Genomic DNA, 22,552 nt, shown 5'->3' with positions numbered 1-22,552 from the left:
TATTCCATGACCGCACGATCCTGCCTGTCGATCATCCTCGCCGCCGGCGAGGGCACGCGCATGAAAAGCGCGACGCCAAAGGTGCTGCACAAGATCGCCGGCCTGCCCATGGTTGCCCATGTCGCCCGTGCCGCGGAAGCGGCGGGTGCCGGCGACCTGGGGATCGTTGTCGGTCACGGTGGCGAGGAGGTGCAGAAAGCAGCACAGGGTTTTGCGCCGGAGGCCGAAATCTTCGTCCAGTCCCAGCGTTTGGGCACCGCCCATGCGGTGCTTGCGGCGCGGGCCGCCATCGCACGCGGTTACGATGATTTGCTGGTGATGTTTGGCGACACGCCGCTGATCGAGGCCGGCGCACTGGCGTCGGCGCGGCAAAAGCTCGCGGAAGGCGCTGCCGTCGTTGTCATCGGTTTCCGCACGCCCAATCCCGCGGGCTATGGTCGCCTGATCGAAAAGGACGGCAAGCTTGTCGCCATCCGTGAGGACAAGGACTGCAGCGACGAAGAGCGCATGATCAGCTTTTGCAATGCCGGCCTGATGGCGATTTCGGGGGCTGTGGCGCTCGAACTGCTCGGCAAGGTCGGCAACGCCAATGCCAAGGGTGAATTCTATCTCACCGACATCGTCGAGATCGCCGACAGGACCGGATTGAACGTCGTGGCGACCGAGGCCGGCTTCGAAAGCGTGCTCGGCATCAACAACCGGGTCGAACTGGCCGAGGCCGAAGCAATCTGGCAGCAGCGCCGCCGCCGCTCCGCGATGCTCGGCGGGGCGACGCTGATTGCGCCTGAAACCGTCTATTTTTCGCATGACACGGAGATCGGCGCGGATGTGGTGGTCGAACCGAACGTCTGGTTCGGTGTCGGCGTGACAATCGCCGACGGGGCGCTGGTCCACGCCTATTGCCATCTCGAGGGGGCTTCGGTTGGACCGCGCGCCGAGATCGGACCGTTTGCCCGGCTGCGGCCGGGCGCGGAGCTGCATGAAAAGGCCAAGGTCGGCAATTTCTGCGAGGTCAAGAAGGCAACGGTCGAGAAGGGCGCCAAGGTCAACCACCTGACCTATATCGGCGACGCGCGCGTCGGCGCCGGCGCCAACATCGGGGCAGGCACGATCACCTGCAATTACGACGGTTATTCGAAGTTCTTCACCGACATCGGCGAGGGCGCCTTCATCGGCTCGAACACCTCGATAGTGGCGCCGATTGCCATCGGCGCGCGTTCATACATCGCATCGGGCAGCGTCATCACCGACGAGGTGCCGGAGGATGCGCTGGCCTTTGGTCGTGCACGGCAGAAAACTCTGCCCGGCAAGGGCAAGGAATTGCGCGAACGCTTTGCCTCGGCGGCCGCGGCGAAGAAGGCCAAGTAACCGCATTTCAATTCCCGTATGCCACTGTGGCGCAAGGCTGGACGGCTGATACGCAACGAAACGGAATGTGACTTCCGCTTGAACCTTGCTCTGCCTAAAAGGCCGACAGGGTTTTTGGGACATTGACGGGGCTGAATCATGTGCGGAATTGTCGGAATCGTCGGCCAGACGCCGGTTGCGCCGCTGATCGTCGATGCGCTGAAGCGCCTCGAATACCGCGGCTATGATTCTGCCGGCGTTGCCACCATCGAGAATGGAGAGCTTGCGCGCCGCCGCGCCGAAGGCAAGCTGGTCAACCTCGAACGCCGGCTCAAGAACGAGCCGCTCGACGGCATGATTGGCATCGGCCACACCCGCTGGGCGACCCATGGCGTGCCTAACGAGACCAATGCGCATCCGCATTTCTCCAACGGAGTGGCGATCGTCCACAACGGCATCATCGAAAACTTCGCCGAGCTGCGCCAGGAGCTCAAGGGCGACGGCTACGAGTTCACGTCGCAGACCGACACAGAGGTCGTTGCCCATTTGATCGCGCGCGAGCTGGCGCGTGGAGTGAAGCCTGTCGAGGCGGCGCATGTCGCGTTGAAGCGGCTCAACGGTGCGTTTGCGCTCGCCATCATGTTTGCCAGCGACGACAATCTGATTGTTGGCGCGCGCAACGGACCGCCGCTCGCCATCGGTCATGGCGAAGGCGAGATGTTCCTGGGGTCGGATGCCATCGCGCTTGCGCCTTTCACCAACTCGGTCACCTATCTCGAGGATGGCGACTGGGCAGTGGTGCGCCGCGACGAATTCCAAGTCTATGACATCGACGGCAAGCCAGTGGAGCGGCAGCGGCGCCAATCGGTCGGCAGCAGCTACCTCGTCGACAAGGGCAACCACAGGCATTTCATGGAGAAGGAAATCCATGAGCAGCCGGAGGTAATCTCCCACACCCTGGCGCATTACCTGGACTTCACGCAAGGAACGTCCAAACCGCTCGACCTGCCGTTCAATTTCGCCGACATCGACCGGCTGGCGTTCTCGGCCTGCGGCACCGCCTATCTTGCAGGACTGGTCGGCAAATACTGGTTCGAACGCCATGCGCGGCTGCCGGTCGACATCGATGTCGCCTCGGAGTTTCGCTACCGCGAAATGCCGATCTCGAAGAAAAGTGCGGCGTTCTTCGTCTCGCAGTCGGGCGAAACCGCCGACACATTGGCTTCGCTGCGCTACTGCCGCAAGGAGGGCGTGCCGATCGGCGCCATCGTCAACGTGCGCGAATCGACCATCGCGCGCGAATCCGACGTGACGCTGCCGACGCTGGCCGGGCCCGAGATCGGCGTCGCCTCGACCAAGGCCTTTACCTGCCAGCTTTCGGTGCTTGCGGCGCTGACGATTCGCGCTGCTTCGCAGCGGGGCACGATCACCGCGGATGAAGAGCAGGCGCTGGTGCGCAGCCTGTCGGAGACGCCGCGCTACGCCGCACAGGTGCTCAAGCTCGACAAGCAGATCGAGAAAGTGGCGCGCGACCTGTCGCACTACAAGCACGTGCTCTATCTCGGCCGCGACACCAGTTTCCCGCTCGCCATGGAAGGCGCGCTCAAGCTCAAGGAAATCTCCTACATCCACGCCGAAGGCTACGCGGCGGGTGAGCTGAAGCACGGGCCGATCGCGCTGATCGACGAGAACATGCCGGTCATCGTTATCGCTCCGCATGACCGTATCTTCGAGAAAACCGTGTCGAACATGCAGGAAGTGGCGGCGCGGGGCGGCAAGATCATCCTGATCACCGATCGGAAGGGCGCAGCCCAGGCAACCGTCGACACGATGGAGACGATCATCCTGCCGGACGTCCCGGAATTCATCGCGCCGATCATCTACGCCCTGCCGATCCAGATGCTGGCCTATTTCACCGCCGTCTTCATGGGCACCGACGTCGATCAGCCGCGCAACCTGGCCAAGTCGGTAACGGTGGAGTAGGGCGCGGCCCCTACGAAGTTCCCGGTTCCAAAGCCTTGCGCGGTTCACTAATGTTGCGCTGCAAAGAGCATTGCGGTGAGACATGACGGACCAGTCCAGAACATCGGCCATGACACGGTTGAGGAACTACTTCCTGACCGGGTTTGTCGTCTGCGCGCCGTTGGCGCTGACCGTATACATCGTCTGGTCGTTCGTCGGCTGGGTCGATTCGTGGGTCAAGCCGTACCTGCCGAGCTCCTACAACCCCGACACCTATCTGTCGGTCAGGATTCCCGGGTTCGGGCTCATCGTGGCGCTGGTGCTGATCACGCTGATCGGGTTCCTGACGGCCAATTTCATCGGCCGCGCCATCGTTTCCTTCGGCGAACATCTGCTGGGACGAATGCCGCTGGTGCGCGGGCTGTACCGGGCATTGAAGCAATTGTTCGAGACCGCGTTGTCGAACAAGAACGAGATGTTCCGCACCGTCGGCATGGTCGAATATCCGCGCAAGGGCGTCTGGTCGATCGTCTTCGTCGCGAATGAAAAACACACCGAGATCAACGAAAAGCTCGATCCGGAAGGCGATCCGCTGGTCGCCGTGTTCATGCCGTGCACACCTAACCCGACGACCGGTTTCCTGATGTATGTGCCCAGGTCCGAGATCGTGCTGCTCGACATGAGCATCGAGGACGGCGCCAAGCTGATCGTTTCAGCGGGACTGGTGGCGCCCGAAACCAGGCGGAAGACTGCGGCCAAGGGCAAGGTCGTCGACGGCCCGGTCGGCAATCCGCCGGTCGGCGAAATGCCTCAGCCGGCCCTCAGCAGCCTGACCGCCTCGTCGCGCCCGAACAAGTAGAGCAACTGCCGCAGCGCCTCGCCGCGCGGCGAGATGAGGTCCGGGTCGCGCGTCAGGATCAGCCGCGCGTCGTCGCGGGCGATTTCGAGCAGGTCGGCATGCGCCTCGATGCGCGCGACCTGGAAACCCGGCGTGCCGGACTGGCGGGTCCCCAGCAATTCGCCTTCGCCACGCAGCTTCAGATCCTCCTCGGCGATGACGAAGCCGTCCTCGGTGTCGCGCATCACCGAAAGGCGGCGCTTGGCCGTTTCGCCGAGCGGATCCTTGTAGAGCAGCACGCAGGTCGAAGGCTTCGAGCCGCGGCCAACGCGGCCGCGCAGTTGGTGCAACTGCGCGAGGCCGAAACGCTCGGCATGCTCGATGACGATGATGGTGGCGTCCGGCACGTCGACGCCGACCTCTATGACGGTGGTGGCGATCAGCACGCGCGTTTCGCCGTCCTTGAAGGCGCGCATCGCCTCGTCCTTCTCTGCCCCCTTCATGCGGCCGTGGACGAGGCCGATACGAGCACCGAAGACAGGCTGCAGCGAGGCAAAGCGATCCTCTGCCGACATCAGCTTGATTTCTTCGGACTCTTCGACCAGCGGGCAGATCCAGTAGACTTTCTGGCCCTCGGCGACAGCGTCGCGGATGCGGCCGACGAGCTCGTCGATGCGCTCGAGCGGCAGAGTCACAGTCTTGATCGGTTGCCGGCCCGCCGGCTTTTCGGTCAGGCGCGAGACGTCCATGTCGCCGAACGCCGTGAGGACCAGCGTGCGGGGGATCGGCGTCGCGGTCATCACCAGCATGTCGGGCGCATCGCCCTTGGCGGTCATGGCGAGGCGCTGGTGGACGCCGAAGCGGTGCTGCTCGTCGATGATAGCGAGCGCGAGATCGCGGAACACCACTGTTTCCTGGAACAGGGCGTGCGTGCCGATGACGATGTCGATGTCGCCGCTTTCGAGGCCGGCGAGGATCTGCACCCGTTCGCGGCCCTTTTCGCGTCCAGTCAGCACGGCCACTTTCATGCCCACACGTTCAGCGAGCGGTGAGATAGTCGCCAGATGCTGGCGGGCAAGGATTTCGGTCGGCGCCATCAAAGCCGCCTGGCCACCGGCCTCCACCGCCCGCGCCATCGACAGCAACGCGACCACCGTCTTGCCTGAGCCGACATCGCCCTGCAGCAGCCGCAGCATGCGTTCGGGTTTGGCAAGATCGGCATCGATTTCCGCCAGGGCGTGCGCCTGCGAATTGGTCAGCTTGTAAGGCAGGGCCGCGCGCAGCACCTCGACGATCCTGCCGTCACCGGTCAGCGGGCGGCCATGCAACTTGCGCACGCGGGCACGGACAAGCGCCAGCGAGACCTGTCCGGCGAGGAACTCGTCATAGGCGAGGCGGCGCCAGGCGGCGTTCTCGGGCGAGGCATCGATGGGATCCAACGGATTGTGGATGCGCTGGAGGGCAGGCGCGAAGGCTGGAAAGCTCTGTCGCTTCATGACGTCGGGATCGAGCCATTCAGGGAATGTCGGCACCCGCTCCAGCGCCTGGCCGATGGCCCGCCGCAGCACCTTGGTCGATAGCCCCGCGGTCAGCGGATAGACCGGTTCGATGAGCGGCAGCTTGTCGGCTTCGCTGGCCAGCGCGATGTGATCGGGATGGACCATCGACGGACGGCCGTTGAACCATTCCATGCGCCCCGAGACAATGACCCTCTCGCCCTCAGGCATCGCCTTTTCGAGATAGGCGGCATGGGCGTGGAAGAAGGTCAGCGCGATCTCGCCGGTGTCGTCATGGGCGAACACCCGATAGGGCGCCGCGCGGTTGCCGCGTGGCGCCGGCTGATGGCGATCGATGCGGACTTCCAGCGTGACGATTGCGCCTTCGGCCGCAAGGGCGATGCCCGGCCGGTTGCGCCGGTCGATGACCGAATTCGGCAGCACGAACAAGAGATCGCCGACACGGGCCGACCGATCACCCAAATCCGCTGGCACCACCTTTTCGATCAGCACCGCCACCTTCGGACCGACGCCGGCAAGTGTCGTGATGGGCGAGAAGAGGGGATCGAGCAATGAGGGACGCATGATGTCAGCTTATGCGTTGCAGTTGCCCGGGCAAAGGCTGACAGGGGCGGCTATCCACGCTATATGCGCCCCGACACCAGAGGAATTGCAGAAATGACCGGTACGACACGCTCGAGCGAAGGACTGGACACGCGCAGGCGCAAGCTCCTGTTCCGTTCCTGGCACCGCGGCATGCGCGAGATGGATCTCATCCTTGGAAGCTTCGCCGACGTCAACATCGACAAGCTGAGCGATGAGCAGCTCGACCTCTACGAAGTGCTGCTCGACATCACTGACAAGGAGCTGCTGTCGTGGATCATCGGCGAGGCGCCGGTGCCGGCCGCCGTCGACAGCGAGGTCTATCAGCAGATCGTCGCGTCGCGCACCGCCTTCATAGCCTGAGTCCAATCATGAGCGTGCTGAAACCCATTGGCCTGCCGAATGGCCGTGCCGGACAGTTCATCGTCGATGGCGTCGCCGACGGCTATGAGGCCTTTGCACTGGCCGTGGCGGCAGCCGAATTGGCGCCGGATGGGCCGATCATCTTCGTTGCGCGCGACGGTCAAAGATTGCCGCAGATCGCCGAAGCGCTGGCTTTCGTCGCGCCGGATCTGCCGGTGCTGGAACTGCCGGCGTGGGACTGCCTGCCCTACGACCGCGTTTCGCCAGGTTCCGACGCCGCGGCACGGCGTCTCGATGCACTGGCGGCGATGATTGCACTGCGCAAGGCGCCGCACAGGGCGATCGTGCTGACCACTGCCAATGCGCTGCTGCAGCGCGTGCCGCCTGCCGCCGCCATCGAGGCGCAGGAGTTCCGTGCCAAGCCGGGCAACCAGGTCGAGATGAATGGGCTGGTGGCGCGGCTGGAGCGCGCAGGGTTCGAGCGGGTGCCGACAGTGCGCGGCGTCGGTGAGTTCGCCGTGCGCGGCGGCATACTCGATCTCTACGCGCCGGGTGCGGCCGATGCGCTGAGGCTCGATTTCTTCGGCGACACGCTGGAGACGATTCGCGCCTTCGACGTCGCCACACAGCGCACGACGGGCAGCCGCAATTTGGTTGTCCTGCAGGCGATGAGCGAGGTTGCGCTGATACCGGAAACAATCAGCAAGTTCCGCCGCAGCTATATCGACGCATTTGGCGCGCCGTCGCGCGACGACGCGCTTTATGCCGCCGTCAGCGAAGGCCGCCGCTTCGCCGGCATGGAGCACTGGTTGCCGTTCTTCTACCCCCACATGGAGACGGTTTTCGAATACCTGCCTGCGGCGCCGGTGGTGTTCGACCATCTGGCGCGCGAGGCGCTGGGCGAACGTCACGCCCTGATCGTCGACCACTACGAGGCCCGCCGCAAGCAGGCCGAAGGCAAGGGGCTGAAGGATGCGGTCCCCTACAAGCCGGTCGCGCCGGAGCTGATGTATCTGTCGCCCGATGAGGTAACGATGGCCTTGGCCGACGAGGCCAACGCCGAGTTCACGCCGTTCGATGCGCCGGATGCCGGCGCTCGCAAGGTTCTGCATGCCGGCTCGCACGCCGGTCGCAGTTTCGCCGAGGAGCGCGCCGATCCGAACGCCAACGTCTTCGACGTGGTTGTCAGGCACATCGCCGACCAGCGCGCCGCCAAACGGCGCGTTGTCGTCGCCGGTTGGACCGAGGGGTCGCTCGACAGGCTGGCGCAGATCCTCGACGAGCACGATCTCGGCAACCTGAAGCGCGTGGCAAGTCTTGCCGACATAGAGGCGCTGAAGGCGGGCGAGGCGGGTCTTGCCGTGCTGCCGATCGAAGCCGGTTTCGAGGCTGGCGAGCTGGTCTTCGTCGCCGAACAGGACATCCTTGGCGACCGCCTGATCCGGCGTTCGAAGAAGCGCAAGCGCGCCGCCGACTTCATCGCCGAAGCGTCCGCCCTTTCGTCGGGCGATATCGTCGTGCACGCCGACCACGGCATCGGCCGCTTCGTCGGGTTGAAAACCATCGAGGCGGCCGGTGCGCCGCACGATTGCCTGGAAATCCACTATGCCGCGGACGGCAGGTTGTTCCTGCCGGTCGAGAATATCGAACTTCTGTCGCGCTACGGCTCGGATTCGGCCGAAGCGCCACTCGACAGGCTCGGCGGCGGGGCCTGGCAGTCGCGCAAGGCCAAGCTCAAGCGTCGCCTGCTCGAGATGGCGGGGCAGCTGATCAGGCTGGCAGCCGAACGGCAGATGCGCGAAGCGCCGGCGATGAGCCCGCCGGAAGGCGTCTACGGCGAATTCGCCGCCCGGTTCCCTTACGAAGAGACCGACGACCAGCAGGGCGCCATCGATTCGGTGATGGAAGACCTTTCCGCCGGCAAGCCGATGGACCGGCTGATTTGCGGCGACGTCGGCTTCGGGAAAACCGAAGTCGCGCTGCGCGCGGCCTTCATCGCCGCCATGGAAGGGTTCCAGGTGGCGGTGGTGGTGCCGACGACGCTTCTGTCACGCCAGCACTTCAAGACGTTCTCGCAGCGCTTCGCCGGATTGCCGGTCGTCGTGCGGCAGGCTTCGCGGCTGGTCGGCACCAAGGAGCTGGCCGAGACCAAGAAGGGCGTTGCCGAAGGCACCGTCGATATCGTCGTTGGCACCCATGCGCTGCTCAGCGCGTCGATCTCGTTCAAGAACCTGGGCTTGCTGATCATCGACGAGGAGCAGCATTTCGGCGTCAAGCACAAGGAACGCCTCAAGGAGCTGAAGAGCGATGTGCATGTGCTGACGCTGTCGGCGACGCCGATCCCGCGCACGCTGCAGCTGGCGCTGACGGGCGTGCGCGAGCTGTCGCTGATCGCCACGCCGCCGGTCGACCGAATGGCTGTACGCAGCTTCATTTCGCCCTACGACCCGCTGGTCATTCGCGAGACGCTGCTGCGCGAGCGTTACCGTGGCGGACACAGCTTCTATGTCGTGCCGCGCATTGCGGATCTCGCGGAAGTGCATCAATTCCTTCAGGAATCGGTGCCCGAACTGAAGGTCGCGGTGGCGCACGGGCAGATGGCGCCGGGCCAGCTCGACGACATCATGAACGCCTTCTACGACGGACAGTACGACGTGCTGCTGTCGACGACGATCGTCGAATCCGGTCTCGACATCCCGACGGCCAATACGCTGATCGTGCATCGCGCCGACATGTTCGGCTTGGCGCAGCTCTACCAGCTACGTGGGCGCGTCGGCCGCGCCAAGGTGCGCGCCTACGCTCTGTTCACGCTGCCGGCCAACCGTACGTTGACGACAACGGCGGACCGGCGGCTCAAGGTGCTGCAGTCGCTCGACACGCTCGGCGCGGGCTTCCAGCTCGCCAGCCACGATCTCGACATCCGCGGCGCCGGCAACCTGCTGGGCGACGAGCAGTCCGGACACATCAAGGAAGTCGGTTTCGAACTCTACCAGCAGATGCTGGAAGAGGCGGTCGCCGAACTGCGCGGCAGCGGCCAGGAAATCGATACCGGCTGGTCTCCGTTGATCGCGGTCGGAACCGCGGTGATGATCCCGGAGAGCTACGTGCCGGACCTGCAGCTCAGGCTGGCACTCTACCGCCGCCTTGGCGATCTCGAGAGCACAGACGAGATCGATGGCTTCGGCGCCGAACTCATCGACCGCTTCGGGCCTCTGCCCGAGGAGGTCAAGCACCTGCTCAAGATCGTCTTCATCAAGGCGCTTTGCCGCAAGGCGAATGTCGAGAAGCTCGACGCCGGACCGAAGGGCGTGGTGGTGCAGTTCCGCAAGCGCGAGTTCGCCAATCCGGCCGGACTGGTGGGCTACATCGCCGAGCAGGGTTCGCTGGCCAAGATCAGGGCCGACCACAGCGTGGTGTTCGCGCGCGACTGGCCAAACGCCGAGAAGCGTCTCGCCGGCTCCGCCGTCATCATGACGCAACTGGCGAAACTGGCCGAGCAGGCCATGTAGCGCGAGGGCGTACGCCTTCGCGCCGGCTGGCAAGGGCGGTCAACAGAGTGCTCTGCTGTCTTCTTGAAGGTCGTGCGGCTACGTATCAGTAGCCCTCATGGTGAGCTTGTCGAACCATGAGGGCGCTGGGCTGGCCTTGCGTTCAAGTGCGCCCGCTGGCGTGGCCAAACGCAGCAGCGGCAGGTCGATCCTTCTGTCTTGGAGCATAGAGGTGAGCAGGCGCAGCCTAGCGCCCTCGTAGTTCGACAAGCTCACCATGAGGGCTCCCGAGGCCGCACAGAAGCGGAGATCGGCTTCCGATAGCGCGGACAGCGCCCGCGAGACATCAAGCTGTCGCCGATGCCCCGCCGCCCGGTCAGTTCAGAGTCGGTTCGTCGGCGCCGATCTCTGCGGCCACCTGACGGATGGCGTCGACAAGCGTCGCGGTCTCCTGCGCGCCCATGACTGCGTATTTGCCGTCGAGCAGGAAGCACGGCACGCCTGTGATGCCCATGCGCGACGCGGTGACAATTTCGTTGGAGACTTCGGGGCGGTCGGTGTCGGTCGGCAGCAGCGCCTCGACGACGGCTGCGTCCATGCCGGCTTCGCGGGCGGCCTCGATCAGGACAGCGTGGTCGCCGATGTTCTTGCCCTGCTCGAAGTAGTAGCTGAACAGCGCGCTCACCAGCTTGCCCTGGACGCCGTCGCCGGAAGCTGCCGCCCAGCGGATGACGCGATGTGCGTCGAGCGTGTTCGGCGCAACCGTGATCGCCTCGAAATCGAACGAAATGCCTTCCACGGCGCCGAGCGACACGAGGGTGGAATGGGCCTGTTTCAAGCGGTTCTCATCGTTGAATTTGGCGAGCATGTACGCCTTGCGCTCCTTGCCCTCCGGCGGAATGGTCGGATCGAGCTGGAACGGACGCCAACGCACTTCGACGTCGAGGTCCGGAAGTGCCGCCAAGGCGCTTTGCAGCCGCTTGGCGCCGAGGAAACACCACGGGCAGACGACATCCGAGACGACGTCGATGGTTACTTTGTTGTCGATGTTCATGGAGAAGTCCCTTGATGTCGCGGCTTAACCGCCCTGGCTCCACCAGACCGGCAACTGATACCCGAATATGGGGGTCTTTTCCGGATGTTTCAGCCTTTTTGAATAGGCGATCCATTGTTCGGAGTTGTGCTGCATCGGCACCATGTAGGCGCCGGAGATCAGCAGACGGTCGAGCGCCCGTACGGCGGCGACAAAATCGTCCTTCTCGCGCGCCTTGAGCATGGCTTCGATCATGGCGTCGACCGCCGGACTGGCGACCCCGGCGAGATTGAAGGAGCCTTCCTTGTTGGCCGCGGCCGAACCCCAGCGCCCGATCTGCTCGATGCCCGGCGAGAGCGTGCCGCTGAAGCCGGTGACGCCTATCAGCGCATCGAAATCAAAGGCTTGCTTGCGGGACTGGATCTGGTCCGCCTCCAATGCGCGGATGGTGACCGCGATGCCGAGCTTTTCGAGCGTCCGCTGGTAGAGGGCTGCGAGACGCTGTTCGGCTTCCGACGAGGTGATGATCTCGAAGCCGAATGGCTTGCCCTGCTTGTCCATCATCTTGCCGCCGTTCAGCGTGTAGCCGGCGCTCCTGAACAGGTCGAATGCGGCCTTCAGCGCCTTGCGGTCCTGGCCCGAACCATCCGTGACCGGTGGACGGTATGTTCCGTCCATCACGTCAGGGCGTACGGCGCCGGCGAAGGGTGCCAGCAAGGCCTTTTCCTTGTCGCTGGCAGGCACGCCGAAGGCCGACAGTTCGGAATTCTGCCAGTAGCTGACGGTGCGCTCATATTTGCCGCCGAATAGGTTTCGATTGGCCCATTCGAAGTCGTAGAGCATTCCGAGCGCCTGCCTGACCGCAGGGTCGGCAAACTTGGGCAGACGGGTGTTGAACATGAAGCCGGTAACGACGGGCGGCAGGCCACTCTTGAAGGTCTCGGCGACGATATCGCCGTTCTTGTATGCGGGGAAATCGAAGCCGCGCTCGCGCTTGACCGGATCGGCCTCGGTGAAGGTGTCGCAAATGCCTTTCTTGAAGGCCTCGAACAGAGCTGCCGTGTTGAGGAAATACTCGATGGTGATCTGATCGTAGTTGTCGAAACCGCGCTTGGAAGGAATGTCGCGCGCCCAGTACTGGGGATTGCGCTTGAAGACGATTCGTTCGCCGGGCTTGACGTCTGAAATGGTGTAGGGGCCGCTGCCAATGACAGGCCTCAACGTCGTCTTGTCGAAGGTTTCCTTGTCGAAGAAGTGCTTCGGCACGATCGGCGTCAGCGCGATGATAAGTGGAAACTCGCGGTCGGCCTTGTCGTTGAAAGTGAAGCGGACGCTGAGATCGCCGGTCTTTTCGATCTTTTCGATCTTGGCCATGCGGTCGCTGTAGGGCGGGCGGCCTTTTTCGGTGAACACGTCATAGGTGAAGATGACATCGTCGGGCGTGATCTGCTGGCCGTCGGACCACTTGGCGTTGGGGTCGATGTTGAACTCGATCCATTTGCGCTCCGGATCGATGTCGACCGATTTCGCGGTCAACCCGTAGATGCTGAAGGGTTCGTCGGCGCTGCGCTGCATCAGCGATTCGAACACCAGGTTGCCGTAGATGGTGTCGATCACGCCTCGGGCGGTGGTGCGCAGGCTCTTGATGATGAACGGGTTGAGGTTGTCGAAGCTGCCGATGACGCAATAGGTGATCTTGCCGCCCTTGGGGGCGTCCGAGTTGACGTATGGGAAGCTTTTGAAGTCGGCTGGCAGCGCGGGTAGTCCATGCATCGACAGTCCATGGACCGGTTCGGCGGTGGCGGCGCGCGGGGCGAGCAGGGCAATTGCGGCCACGGCGGCCAGCAACGAAAGGGTGCGTCTCACGACGATTCTCCACGAATTGGGGGAGCCAGTTGATTCGAAGGGTAGCGCAGCCACGCATCGGCCGTCCATTGCCGGCTCATGTCACAAGAAATGCAGTTGAGCGGGCTGGATTCACGCGTCGGGGCGGTGTAACACGCGCGGCGAAGTCATGCTGTTGCCTTATTTGCCCAACAGGTAGCGTCGACACACGGCTCCGGGCCGGATCCGGAATTGCTTGAGAGGATTTCATGAAGTTCACGAGCCAGAAATTCGACGGTTTCCGTCTGTCCCTCCTGGCGGCTGGTGTCGCCGGCGTTGTGGCGTCGAGCCTGTCGCCCGCTGCAGCACAGCAGCAGCAGGTCCCGCAAGGCTGGTTCAAGGCCTGTTCCAAGCAGGCTGACGTCGATATCTGCAACGTGCAGAACATCCTCACCGCGTCCAACGGCCAGCTGGTCACCGGCATCTCGATGATCGAGCTCAAGGGCAAGGTCAACCGCAAGGTGTTCCAGGTCACCGTGCCGAGCGGCCGTCTCATCCCTCCGGGCATCGGCCTGCAGGTCGACGGCGCCAAGGCGCAGAAGCTCGACTACGTGATCTGCTTCCCTGACCGTTGCGTCGCCGAGATCGCGCTGACCGACGCATTGGTCAATTCGTTCAAGAAGGGCACCGATCTGACCCTGACCTCGATCAACTTCCAGAACCAGCCGAACCCGATCAAGGTTTCGCTGCAGGGCTTCACCGGCGCCTTCGACGGCGAGCCGATGAAGCAGTCGGATCTTGAGGATCGCCAGAAGAAGCTTCAGGAGTTCGTCTCGAAGAACAACGAAGACTTCGCCAAGAAGCTCAAGGAAGAGCAGGACAAGGCCAAGACGGCCAACTGATCCCGCGTTCCAGCGAACACCGAAAAAAAGCGGAGCCTGGGCTCCGCTTTTTTTGTTTCAGGCCATGAGTTGCGCTTCGAGGGGCGGCTGGTTCAGTGGCTGGTGCCGTGCTTAGGCGCGTAGCGCCCGTCGGGCGTCTTGTCGAAATAGTCGCCAACCTGGGGATGGCGGATCGGCTCGCCGGTGCTGTCTTCGAGCAAATTCTGCTCGGAAACATAAGCGACGTACTCGGTCTCGGCGTTCTCGGCGAGAAGATGGTAGAAGGGCTGATCGCGGCGCGGGCGAACCTCGGCAGGGATGGCCTCGTACCATTCCTCGGTGTTGGCGAATTCCGGATCGACGTCGAAAATGACGCCACGGAACGGAAACACCCGGTGGCGCACCACCTGTCCGATCGAAAATTTGGCCGTCTTCATGTTCGTCACCATCAGTCAGGCAGCAACTGCCTGATTACGCGCAAGATCAACTGTTTAGGGCAAACAGGAGAGGCAATGGCGCATGACTGCCCTGTTGGTGCCCTCTCGGAACCTATTTGGCGCAGCAGGTCAAGGAATTCAATGGCGTGGCGCTTGACTGCGGCCAAACACGCACGATACCCGCAGCAGGGTCCGATGCGTTGCGGAAGGCCTGTCCGGCCCGCGCCCGCCAATCTTATCCGGGAACAGAGCTATGTCTGACGTGATCGGCCTGGTGCTTCCGTTCTTCGGGCTGATCTTCGTCGGCTTCGTCGTCGCGCGCATCACCCGCCAGCCGGTCGAGGCGCTCGGCTGGATGACGACATTCATCGTCTATGTCGCCTTGCCGGCCCTGTTCTTCCAGCTTCTCGCCAAGACTCCCTTCGAGCGGCTGACCGAGTGGAGCTATATCTTCGGCGCGGTGTTCTCGACCTTCGTCATCTTCACCGTGATGTTCACGGCCTCCTTCATCAAGGGCCGCGGCGAGATCGCCGAATCGACGATCAAGGGTCTGGCCTCGGCCTATGGCAATATCGGCTACATGGGTCCCGGACTGGCGCTCCTGGCCTTCGGCGAAGAAGCCGCCGTGCCCGTGGCGCTGATCTTCTGCTTCGAAAACATCATGCATTTCACTATCGCGCCGATGCTGATGGCGCTGGCAGGCGACGAGCCGCGTCCGGCCATGAAGGTAGCCCGATATGTCATCAGCAAGATCGTCTTTCATCCCTTCATCGTCGCGACCGCGTTGGGCGTTCTGGCCGCGTACGTGGAGTTTCGGCCGCCGCTGCCTGCCGAACGTCTGCTCGAGTATCTGTCGCGCGCGGCCGCACCTTGCGCCTTGTTTGCCATGGGGGTGACGCTGGCGCTACGCCCGCTGAAGCGCGTACCGCGCGAGATGGCGCCGATCGCCGTGCTCAAACTGATCGCGCATCCGCTGCTGTGCTACGTGATGTTGAGCTGGATCGGCGATTTTTCGCCGGTCTGGCTGTTTTCGGCGGTGCTGCTGGCGGCGCTTCCGACAGCGACGAACGTGTTTGTCATCGCCCAGCAGTATGGCGTTTGGGTCGAGCGCGCGTCGGCCAGCGTGCTCGTCACGACCTGCGTGTCGGTCGTGACCGTGACAGCGCTTCTCTACATGATCCAGCACGGCATCCTGCCGCCGGACCTTTTTCCCTGAGGGTCAGTCGTGCCTCGTGTCGCGGATGCGGCCCGGCGCTCTCAGCGAGGCGGCAATGGCTGCAAAACCGCTGCCCGGGCGCAGGCCTTCGCGCATGAAGAAGGCGCGGATCGGCGAAAAGCCACCGAGCACATTGAGGCCGAGGCCACGCGCCATTTGCGCCGGCAGCATGTCCGAGAGCAGCGACATATTGAGCAGATTGACCGCGCCCGTGCGCGCCAGGATATCTGGCCGGCGCGACGAGTCATAAGCTGCGAGGGCTGCCGCGCTGCCGGGGTCTGCGGCATGTTTCGCTGCGATTTCAACCAGCTGATCGACATCCCTGATGCCCAGGTTGAGCCCTTGCGCGCCAATCGGCGGAAAGACGTGTGCGGCTTCACCGACGAGGGCGATGCGATTTTGGCCAAAACGCTGGGGCAGCGACGTTGACAGCGGATAGATCTGCCGGCCGCCGTCGACCGTGACGCGGCCGAGCATCGACTGCATCTGGCGTTCGATCCGCACGGACAGGGCGGCGTCGTCGAGGTCGGCCAGTTGTCTTGCCGTCTCTGGCCGCACCACCCAGACGAGGCTGGAGCGGCGGCCTGGCAGTGGAACGACTGTGAACGGACCGGTTTCGGTGTGAAACTCCGTCGAGGTGAATGCGTGGTCGCGGCTATGGGCGAAGTTCAGCACAAGCGCCGCTTGCGGCAGCGCGCGCGAGGACGAGGATATGCCGGCTGCCTGCCGTGCCGGCGAACCGCGTCCATCCGCGGCAACCGCCAGCGCCGACTGTACCAATGTCCCGTCGGACAGGGTTGCCGTGGCCAGGTCCGGGCCAAGCTGCCAGTGCTCGACCAGGGCGCGGCGCCATTCGATGCCCGAGTGCCCGGTGACGGCCCTCTCAAGCACGGCGTTCAGCACGCTGTTGCGGAAGTTGTAGCCGAAATGATCCTCGCCGATCTCGCCGGCACGGAAGGTGACGATGGGACTACGGATCAGACGGGATGTGCCGTCGATGATGCGCATGGTCTTGAGCGGCGCCGCATCCTTCGACAATTCGCCGAGGACGCCGATGCGGTCGAGAACCTTCAGTGCCGGCACCATCAGGGCCGTCGTGCGGCCGTCGTCGGCGCGGGCCGGTGGTCCGGCAATGACGACGCCGAAGCCGGCCTGGGCGAAGGCCAGCGCGGAGAGCAGGCCAACCGGTCCCGTGCCGGCCACCAGAATGCGGGTGCTGTCGTTGACGCTCATCGGCCGCCGTCCAACTCTGCGAGGTGCGATGTGACCTCAGTTATCCCGGTATATTGCAGGCCTAAGCCATTGATCAACGCGGCGATTTAGCTCATTCGCTGCGCCAGGCGGCCATGCTGGTGCTGTTGGCGTCGCGCGATGGCGCCCGCAGGCCGGTGCGAGGAGCGACGTTGACGTTGCGTTCCGCGCTCCGGCGCGGCTTTCGGCTTGTATGGAAAGCGGCGCTGCTATTAAGTGTCAGGAACAAAGGGGAGATTGGCAGTTGCAAGCAGGTTCAAGCGATGGGGAAGGTGGCTATTCCTTGCGCAGAGCTTTTGCGGATGTGCTGCACAATTGGTTTCATCCAGTCATTTCTGTCAAATTGATCGGTCGGGGATCGTGAAGCCCAAGAAAGTTACGTGGCCGCAGGCACGCGCCTTTTCGGTCCATCTTCTCACCGCGTCCGGCTCGTTCCTGGCCTTCCTGTCGCTTGTCGCAGCCAGCGAGGAACGCTGGACGGCGATGTTCTGGTGGCTGGGGTTGGCGCTTTTCGTCGACGGCATCGATGGTCCGATCGCGCGCAAGCTCGAGGTCAAGGAGATCCTGCCGACCTGGTCGGGTGAACTTCTCGACAACATCATCGACTACGTCACCTACGTCCTGATCCCGGCTTTTGCGCTCTACCAGAGTGGCTTCATGGGCGAGGGGCTGTCGTTCCTGTCGGGCGCGATCATCGTCGTGTCGAGTGCGATCTACTACGCCGACACCGGAATGAAGACGAAGGAGAATTTCTTCAAGGGCTTCCCAGTGGTCTGGAACATGGTTGTGTTCACGCTGTTTGTCATCGAACCGGGGCAATGGGTGTCGTTCGCCGTCGTGATGATCGCCGGCATCCTGACCTTCGTGCCGATGAACTTCCTGCATCCAGTGCGCGTCGTGCGGCTGCGCAGCATCAACCTGCCGATGACGCTGATCTGGTGCGCCTTCGGCGGCCTGGCGCTGGCCCAGGGCATGAACGCCAGCGAATGGATCAAGATCGGCATCGCGGTCAGCGGCATCTATCTGTTCTTCATCGGTGGTGTGATGCAGCTTTTCCCCAATCTTGGGGGCAAACCGGAGCTCGGAACAGGGAAAGATTGAACCCGTGCCCAAAGCCATACGCGTTCACAGCCACGGCGGCCCCGAGGCGCTGGTCTATGAAGAGATCGACGCAGGACGTCCAGGCCCAGGCCAGGCGCTGATCCGCCAGACGGCCATCGGGCTCAATTTCATCGACGTCTATTTCCGCACCGGCCTTTACCCGGCTCCGGCAGGCATGCCGGTCATTCCCGGTGGCGAGGCAGCCGGCGTGGTGCTCGAACTGGGCGAGGGCGTCGACTGGCTGAAGGTCGGCGACCGCGTCGCCTATGCCGTTCCCACCGGCGCCTATTGCGAACAGCGGGTCATTGCAGCCGACAGGCTGGTTCAGGTGCCCGATGGCATTTCCGACGAACAGGCGGCGGGAATGATGCTGAAGGGCATGACCGCCGAATACCTGCTGCTGCGCACGTTCAAGGTCAAGGCTGGTGACACCGTGCTCTACCACGCCGCTGCCGGCGGCGTGGGCCTCATTCTCGGGCAATGGGCCAAGCACCTCGGTGCGACCGTGATCGGCACCGTCGGATCAAGGGAGAAGGGCGAACTCGCCAAGGCGCACGGCTTCGATCACATCATCAACTATCGCGACCAGGATTTCGTCGCCGAAGTCGCGGCCATCACCGGTGGCAAGAAGTGCGACGTGGTCTACGATTCCGTCGGCAACGACACCTTCCCAGGTTCACTGGATTGCCTGCGCCAGCTTGGGACATTCGTCAGTTTTGGCCAGTCGTCGGGTCCGATCCCGCCGTTCAGCATTTCCCTGCTGGCGCAGAAGGGATCGCTGTATGCGACGCGGCCTACCTTGTTCGCCTACAACGCCAAACGCGACGACCTGGTCCGTTCGGCGGATGCGCTTTTCGATGTGGTGCTCAAGGGAGCTGTCAACATCAGGATCAACCAGCGCTATGCCTTGCGCGACGCCGCAAAGGCCCATGCCGACCTCGAGGGGCGTAAAACGACCGGGACAACTGTACTTGTACCCTAACGTCTTCACTGAATTTCTTGAAGCTCTTTCAACTTGTGGCATGCTTTGCGCTCGGAGCTGGACGCGCCTACCATGCTCTCGGGAACATATAAAAAATGACAATGGGAGGCGTTGTGGACACAACCCCTTTAGCCGACAGGCCGAACCTGCTTGAGGTTCGTGGTCTGACGAAGGTCTTTGGCACGCTGACTGCCTGCGACCGGGTCGACCTGACTATCGCCAAGGGCGAGATACATGCCTTGCTGGGCGAGAACGGCGCCGGCAAATCGACGCTGGTGAAGATGCTGTTCGGCTCGCTGGAACCGAATGGCGGCGAAATCCGCTGGAACGGCCAGCCTGTCCGCATCACCAGCCCAGGCGTTGCCAAGAAGCTCGGCATCGGCATGGTTTTCCAGCACTTTTCACTGTTCGAGGCGCTGACTGCGGCCGAAAACATTGCGCTTTCCCTGGCCGACGACACCGCCATCGGTACCATTGCCGCCAAAGCGCGGGCGCTGTCCTATTCCTATGGCCTGCCGCTTGACCCGGACTCCCTGGTTGGCGATCTCTCGGTCGGCGAACGCCAGCGCATCGAAATCATCCGCTGCCTGCTGCAGACGCCCGAGCTCATCATCCTCGACGAGCCGACATCGGTGCTGACGCCGCAGGAGGCCGACAAGCTGTTCGAAACGCTCGAACGGCTGCGCTCCGAAGGCAAGTCGATCCTCTACATCTCGCATCGCCTCGAAGAGGTGAAGCGCATGTGCGACCGCGCCACGGTGCTGCGCCACGGCAAGGTGGTCGGTCATTGCGATCCGCGCCAGGAAACGCCGGCTTCGCTCGCCCGGATGATGGTGGGGACCGACGTCAAGAACGCCGAGCGGACGACGGCTGCGGTGCGCGGCGAGGAGTTGCTCGGCATCCGTGGCATGAGCCGCAAGCCGGCGGGACCCTTCTCGATGCCGCTCAGGGACATCTGGCTCAGCGTGGCCGGTGGTGAGGTGATCGGCATCGCCGGTGTTGCCGGCAACGGCCAAGGCGAGTTGTTCGAGGCGATTTCCGGCGAAGCCCTGCAGGAAAGCGCCGACGCCATCCAGATTCGCGGCAAGGCTGCCGGCAAGCTGGGCATTTCGCAGCGCAGGCTACTGGGGGCGGCCTTCGTGCCGGAGGAGCGTCTTGGCCATGGTGCTGCGCCGCGCATGCGACTGTCGGACAACCTGCTGCTGTCGAGGCACAAGACCGATGGCAAGGCGTTTGTCGGGACCGCCGGCGTCATCAAGACCAGCGCCATCCAGCAGGCGTCGCAGCGCATCATCGCCGAAATGGACGTGCGCAAGAGCGCGCCCGACCCAGAGGCCGCAGCCCTCTCGGGCGGCAACCTGCAAAAGTTCATCATCGGCCGCGAACTTGACCGCAATCCATCGGTGATGGTGGTCAACCAGCCGACATGGGGCGTCGACGCGGGTGCTGCGGCGCGTATCCGCCAGGCGCTGATCGAGCTCGCCCGCAGCGGCTCGGCGGTGCTGGTGATCAGCCAGGATCTCGACGAGCTGTTCGAAATCTCGGACTCGATCGCGGTCATGCACAATGGCGAGCTGTCGAAGCCAATCCCCATCGCTGAAGCCACTTTGGAACGTATCGGCCTGCTCATGGGCGGCGCCGAGCCCGGTCATGCAGAGCACGGCAAGGAGGTCGCGTGATGCGGATCGAACTTATCAAGCGTCCCGAGCGCTCGGCGCTGTTTGCGGCATTGTCGCCGTTCATCGCCCTTGGACTGACCCTTGTCGCCGGTGCGATCATGTTTTCGCTGCTCGGCAAGAGCCCAGTCGAGGCGCTGTATTACTATTTCATCGATCCGCTGCGCGAGGTCTGGTCGCTGCATGAACTGGCGATCAAGGCAGCGCCGCTGATCCTCATCGCCGTCGGCCTTTCGATCTGCTACCTCTCCAACAACTGGAACATCGGCGCCGAAGGCCAGTTTGTGGTCGGCGCCATCGTCGGCTCGATCCTGCCGGTCATGTTCCCGGACTTCCAGTCGTGGATCGTTCTGCCGCTGATGCTGCTCATGGGTATTGCCGGCGGAGCCGCCTATGCCGCCATCCCGGCCTATCTCAAGGTTCGCTTCAACACCAACGAGATCCTGACCAGCCTGATGCTGGTCTATGTGGCGCAGCTGTTTCTCGACTGGATGGTGCGCGGCCCCTGGCGCAACCCGGCCGGCATGAACTTCCCGGAAACGCGGACCTTTAGCGCTGCCGCGACATTGCCCGAAGTCTGGTCGGCTTCCGGTCGCGCCAACTGGGGCTTTGTCTTCGCCATCGTTGCGGCGATCGCGCTGTGGTTCATGCTGTCGCGGACACTGAAGGGCTTTGAGGTCCAGGTCCTGGGTCAGAGCCCGCGCGCCGGTCGCTTCGCGGGCTTCTCGCAGTCGCGCATGGTGTTCTTCGCGTTCCTGGTTTCGGGCGGTCTGGCAGGGCTTGCCGGCATTTCGGAAGTGTCCGGAGCCATCGGCCAGCTGCGGCCGACCATTTCGCCCGGCTACGGCTTTGCCGCCATCATCGTGGCGTTCCTTGGCCGCCTGAACCCGCTCGGCATCATTGCCGCCGGCCTCGTGCTTGCGCTGTCCTATCTCGGCGGCGAGGCGGCGCAGATCTCCATCGGCGTCTCCGACAAGGTGGTTCGCGCCTTCCAGGGCATGCTTTTGTTCTTCGTGCTCGCCTGCGACACGCTCATCCTTTATCGCATCCGCTTTGTCGGCACCTCCGCTGCAAAGACCGTGGAGGCCACGCAAAATGTTTGAAGGCATTCTTCTTACGATCGCGACGGCGGCGACCCCGCTTCTGATCGCAGCCGTCGGTGAACTCGTGGTCGAGCGCTCCGGCGTTCTCAATCTCGGCGTCGAAGGCATGATGGTGATGGGCGCGGTGACCGGCTTCGGCGTGGCACTGGCCACCGGCTCGCCATGGCTCGGCGTGCTCGCGGCAATCATGGTCGGCGCGCTGTTTTCGCTGCTGTTCGGCTTCCTGACGCTGACGCTGGTCACCAATCAGGTCGCCACCGGCCTGGCGCTGACGCTGCTCGGCCTCGGCCTGGCCGGCATGATGGGCGAAAGTTTCGTTGGCCTGCCGGGTGTCAAGATGGACTACGTCTACATTCCCGGTCTCAGCGACCTGCCGATGGTCGGCAGGCTGTTCTTCGGCCAGGATCCGCTGTTCTACGTCTCGATCGTCTTGACCGGCGGCGTCGCCTACTTCCTGTTCAAGACGCGCGCAGGCCTCACCTTGCGTTCGATCGGCGACAACCACACCTCGGCCCATGCGCTTGGCATCAAGGTCATTGCCATCCGCTACATGGCGGTGATGTTCGGCGGCGCCTGTGCCGGTCTTGCCGGTGCCTACCTGTCGCTCGTCTACACCCCGCAGTGGAATGAAAACATGACCGCCGGCCGCGGCTGGATCGCGCTGGCGCTGGTGGTCTTCGCCTCATGGCGCCCGTGGCGGGTGCTGGCGGGCGCCTATCTGTTCGGAGCGGTTTCGATCGGCCAGCTTCATGCCCAGGCGCTGGGCATCGGCGTGCCGTCGCAGCTGCTTTCTTCGCTACCCTATCTGGCTACCGTCGTGGTGCTTGTTCTAATCTCACGCAACAGGCGACTGACGATGGTGAACACTCCGGCTTCATTGGGGCGGCCGTTTGTGCCAGATCGCTAAGGGCAAGATTTTGAGTCGCGTCCCTAAGGCGGGGGCGGCAAGGG

At 63.5% G+C, this 22,552-nt stretch carries 17 protein-coding genes; 12 read left to right on the top strand and 5 right to left on the bottom strand.

Features of this window, described 5'->3' with window-relative positions; translation table 11 throughout:
• Positions 1-6: 6 nt before the first annotated feature.
• From glmU to PCJ21_RS00460, 3 genes are all read left to right on the top strand, one after another.
• The gene (gene glmU / locus PCJ21_RS00470; protein WP_269929417.1) at positions 7-1,368 is read left to right on the top strand and encodes a bifunctional UDP-N-acetylglucosamine diphosphorylase/glucosamine-1-phosphate N-acetyltransferase GlmU; all 1,362 of its coding nucleotides are present in this window, start codon (positions 7-9) and stop codon (positions 1,366-1,368) included.
• 138 nt (positions 1,369-1,506) lie between these two features.
• Entirely contained in the window at positions 1,507-3,330 is a 1,824-nt protein-coding gene (gene glmS / locus PCJ21_RS00465; protein WP_269929416.1) for a glutamine--fructose-6-phosphate transaminase (isomerizing), read from the top strand.
• Positions 3,331-3,412: 82 nt separating this feature from the next.
• Complete coding sequence (locus PCJ21_RS00460) at positions 3,413-4,168, top strand: DUF502 domain-containing protein (protein ID WP_269929415.1); 756 nt, start codon at positions 3,413-3,415, stop codon at positions 4,166-4,168.
• Here PCJ21_RS00460 and recG read toward each other — a convergent pair.
• Complete coding sequence (gene recG, locus PCJ21_RS00455; RefSeq protein WP_269929414.1) at positions 4,120-6,228, bottom strand: ATP-dependent DNA helicase RecG; 2,109 nt, start codon at positions 6,226-6,228, stop codon at positions 4,120-4,122. The genes PCJ21_RS00460 and recG overlap by 49 nt on opposite strands.
• Positions 6,229-6,321: 93 nt before the next feature.
• Between recG and PCJ21_RS00450 the strand changes: the two genes are divergently transcribed.
• The gene (locus PCJ21_RS00450) at positions 6,322-6,609 is read left to right on the top strand and encodes an FAD assembly factor SdhE (protein ID WP_269929413.1); all 288 of its coding nucleotides are present in this window, start codon (positions 6,322-6,324) and stop codon (positions 6,607-6,609) included.
• 8 nt (positions 6,610-6,617) lie between these two features.
• Positions 6,618-10,118, top strand: coding sequence for a transcription-repair coupling factor (gene mfd / locus PCJ21_RS00445; RefSeq protein WP_269929412.1), 3,501 nt, complete (start codon positions 6,618-6,620; stop codon positions 10,116-10,118).
• Positions 10,119-10,473: 355 nt separating this feature from the next.
• Here mfd and PCJ21_RS00440 read toward each other — a convergent pair whose 3' ends face one another.
• Complete coding sequence (locus PCJ21_RS00440) at positions 10,474-11,151, bottom strand: DsbA family oxidoreductase (RefSeq protein ID WP_269929411.1); 678 nt, start codon at positions 11,149-11,151, stop codon at positions 10,474-10,476.
• A 24-nt stretch (positions 11,152-11,175) separates the two neighbouring features.
• The gene (locus PCJ21_RS00435; protein ID WP_269929805.1) at positions 11,176-12,903 is read right to left on the bottom strand and encodes an extracellular solute-binding protein; all 1,728 of its coding nucleotides are present in this window, start codon (positions 12,901-12,903) and stop codon (positions 11,176-11,178) included.
• A gap of 320 nt (positions 12,904-13,223) precedes the next feature.
• On the opposite strand from PCJ21_RS00435, the gene PCJ21_RS00430 reads away from it, so the two are divergent.
• A complete protein-coding gene (locus tag PCJ21_RS00430; RefSeq protein WP_269929410.1) occupies positions 13,224-13,856 on the top strand; it encodes an invasion associated locus B family protein in 633 nt (210 codons plus the stop codon).
• A 92-nt stretch (positions 13,857-13,948) separates the two neighbouring features.
• Here PCJ21_RS00430 and hspQ read toward each other — a convergent pair whose 3' ends face one another.
• A complete protein-coding gene (gene hspQ, locus PCJ21_RS00425; protein WP_269929409.1) occupies positions 13,949-14,272 on the bottom strand; it encodes a heat shock protein HspQ in 324 nt (107 codons plus the stop codon).
• Positions 14,273-14,525: 253 nt separating this feature from the next.
• Here hspQ and PCJ21_RS00420 point away from each other — a divergent pair, with 253 nt between their 5' ends.
• Complete coding sequence (locus PCJ21_RS00420; protein WP_269929408.1) at positions 14,526-15,488, top strand: AEC family transporter; 963 nt, start codon at positions 14,526-14,528, stop codon at positions 15,486-15,488.
• Positions 15,489-15,491: 3 nt separating this feature from the next.
• Here the strand turns inward: PCJ21_RS00420 and PCJ21_RS00415 are convergent, their stop codons facing one another.
• Complete coding sequence (locus tag PCJ21_RS00415; RefSeq protein ID WP_269929407.1) at positions 15,492-16,721, bottom strand: UbiH/UbiF family hydroxylase; 1,230 nt, start codon at positions 16,719-16,721, stop codon at positions 15,492-15,494.
• Between the two features lie 378 nt (positions 16,722-17,099).
• On the opposite strand from PCJ21_RS00415, the gene pcsA reads away from it, so the two are divergent.
• From pcsA to PCJ21_RS00390, 5 genes are all read left to right on the top strand, one after another.
• Positions 17,100-17,840 (top strand): phosphatidylcholine synthase, encoded by a 741-nt coding sequence (gene pcsA / locus PCJ21_RS00410; RefSeq protein WP_333474372.1) that lies wholly within the window; start codon positions 17,100-17,102, stop codon positions 17,838-17,840.
• A gap of 4 nt (positions 17,841-17,844) precedes the next feature.
• Positions 17,845-18,822, top strand: a complete 978-nt coding sequence (locus tag PCJ21_RS00405; RefSeq protein WP_269929405.1) for a quinone oxidoreductase family protein — start codon at positions 17,845-17,847, stop codon at positions 18,820-18,822.
• Positions 18,823-18,923: 101 nt separating this feature from the next.
• Positions 18,924-20,501 carry an ABC transporter ATP-binding protein gene (locus tag PCJ21_RS00400; protein ID WP_269929804.1) on the top strand — a complete coding sequence of 526 codons (1,578 nt, stop codon included), beginning with the start codon at positions 18,924-18,926 and terminating at the stop codon, positions 20,499-20,501.
• On the top strand, positions 20,501-21,601 hold the full coding sequence (locus tag PCJ21_RS00395; RefSeq protein WP_269929404.1) for an ABC transporter permease: 1,101 nt from the start codon (positions 20,501-20,503) through the stop codon (positions 21,599-21,601). The genes PCJ21_RS00400 and PCJ21_RS00395 overlap by 1 nt, the downstream gene beginning before the upstream one ends.
• On the top strand, positions 21,594-22,508 hold the full coding sequence (locus tag PCJ21_RS00390; protein WP_269929403.1) for an ABC transporter permease: 915 nt from the start codon (positions 21,594-21,596) through the stop codon (positions 22,506-22,508). The genes PCJ21_RS00395 and PCJ21_RS00390 overlap by 8 nt, the downstream gene beginning before the upstream one ends.
• Positions 22,509-22,552 lie beyond the last annotated feature (44 nt).

It is taken from the genome of Aminobacter sp. HY435 (assembly GCF_027568395.1).
Classification (GTDB): domain Bacteria; phylum Pseudomonadota; class Alphaproteobacteria; order Rhizobiales; family Rhizobiaceae; genus Aminobacter.
The sequence above is the reverse complement of the archived record's forward strand: the minus strand, read 5'-3'. Positions and strand labels throughout refer to the sequence as shown.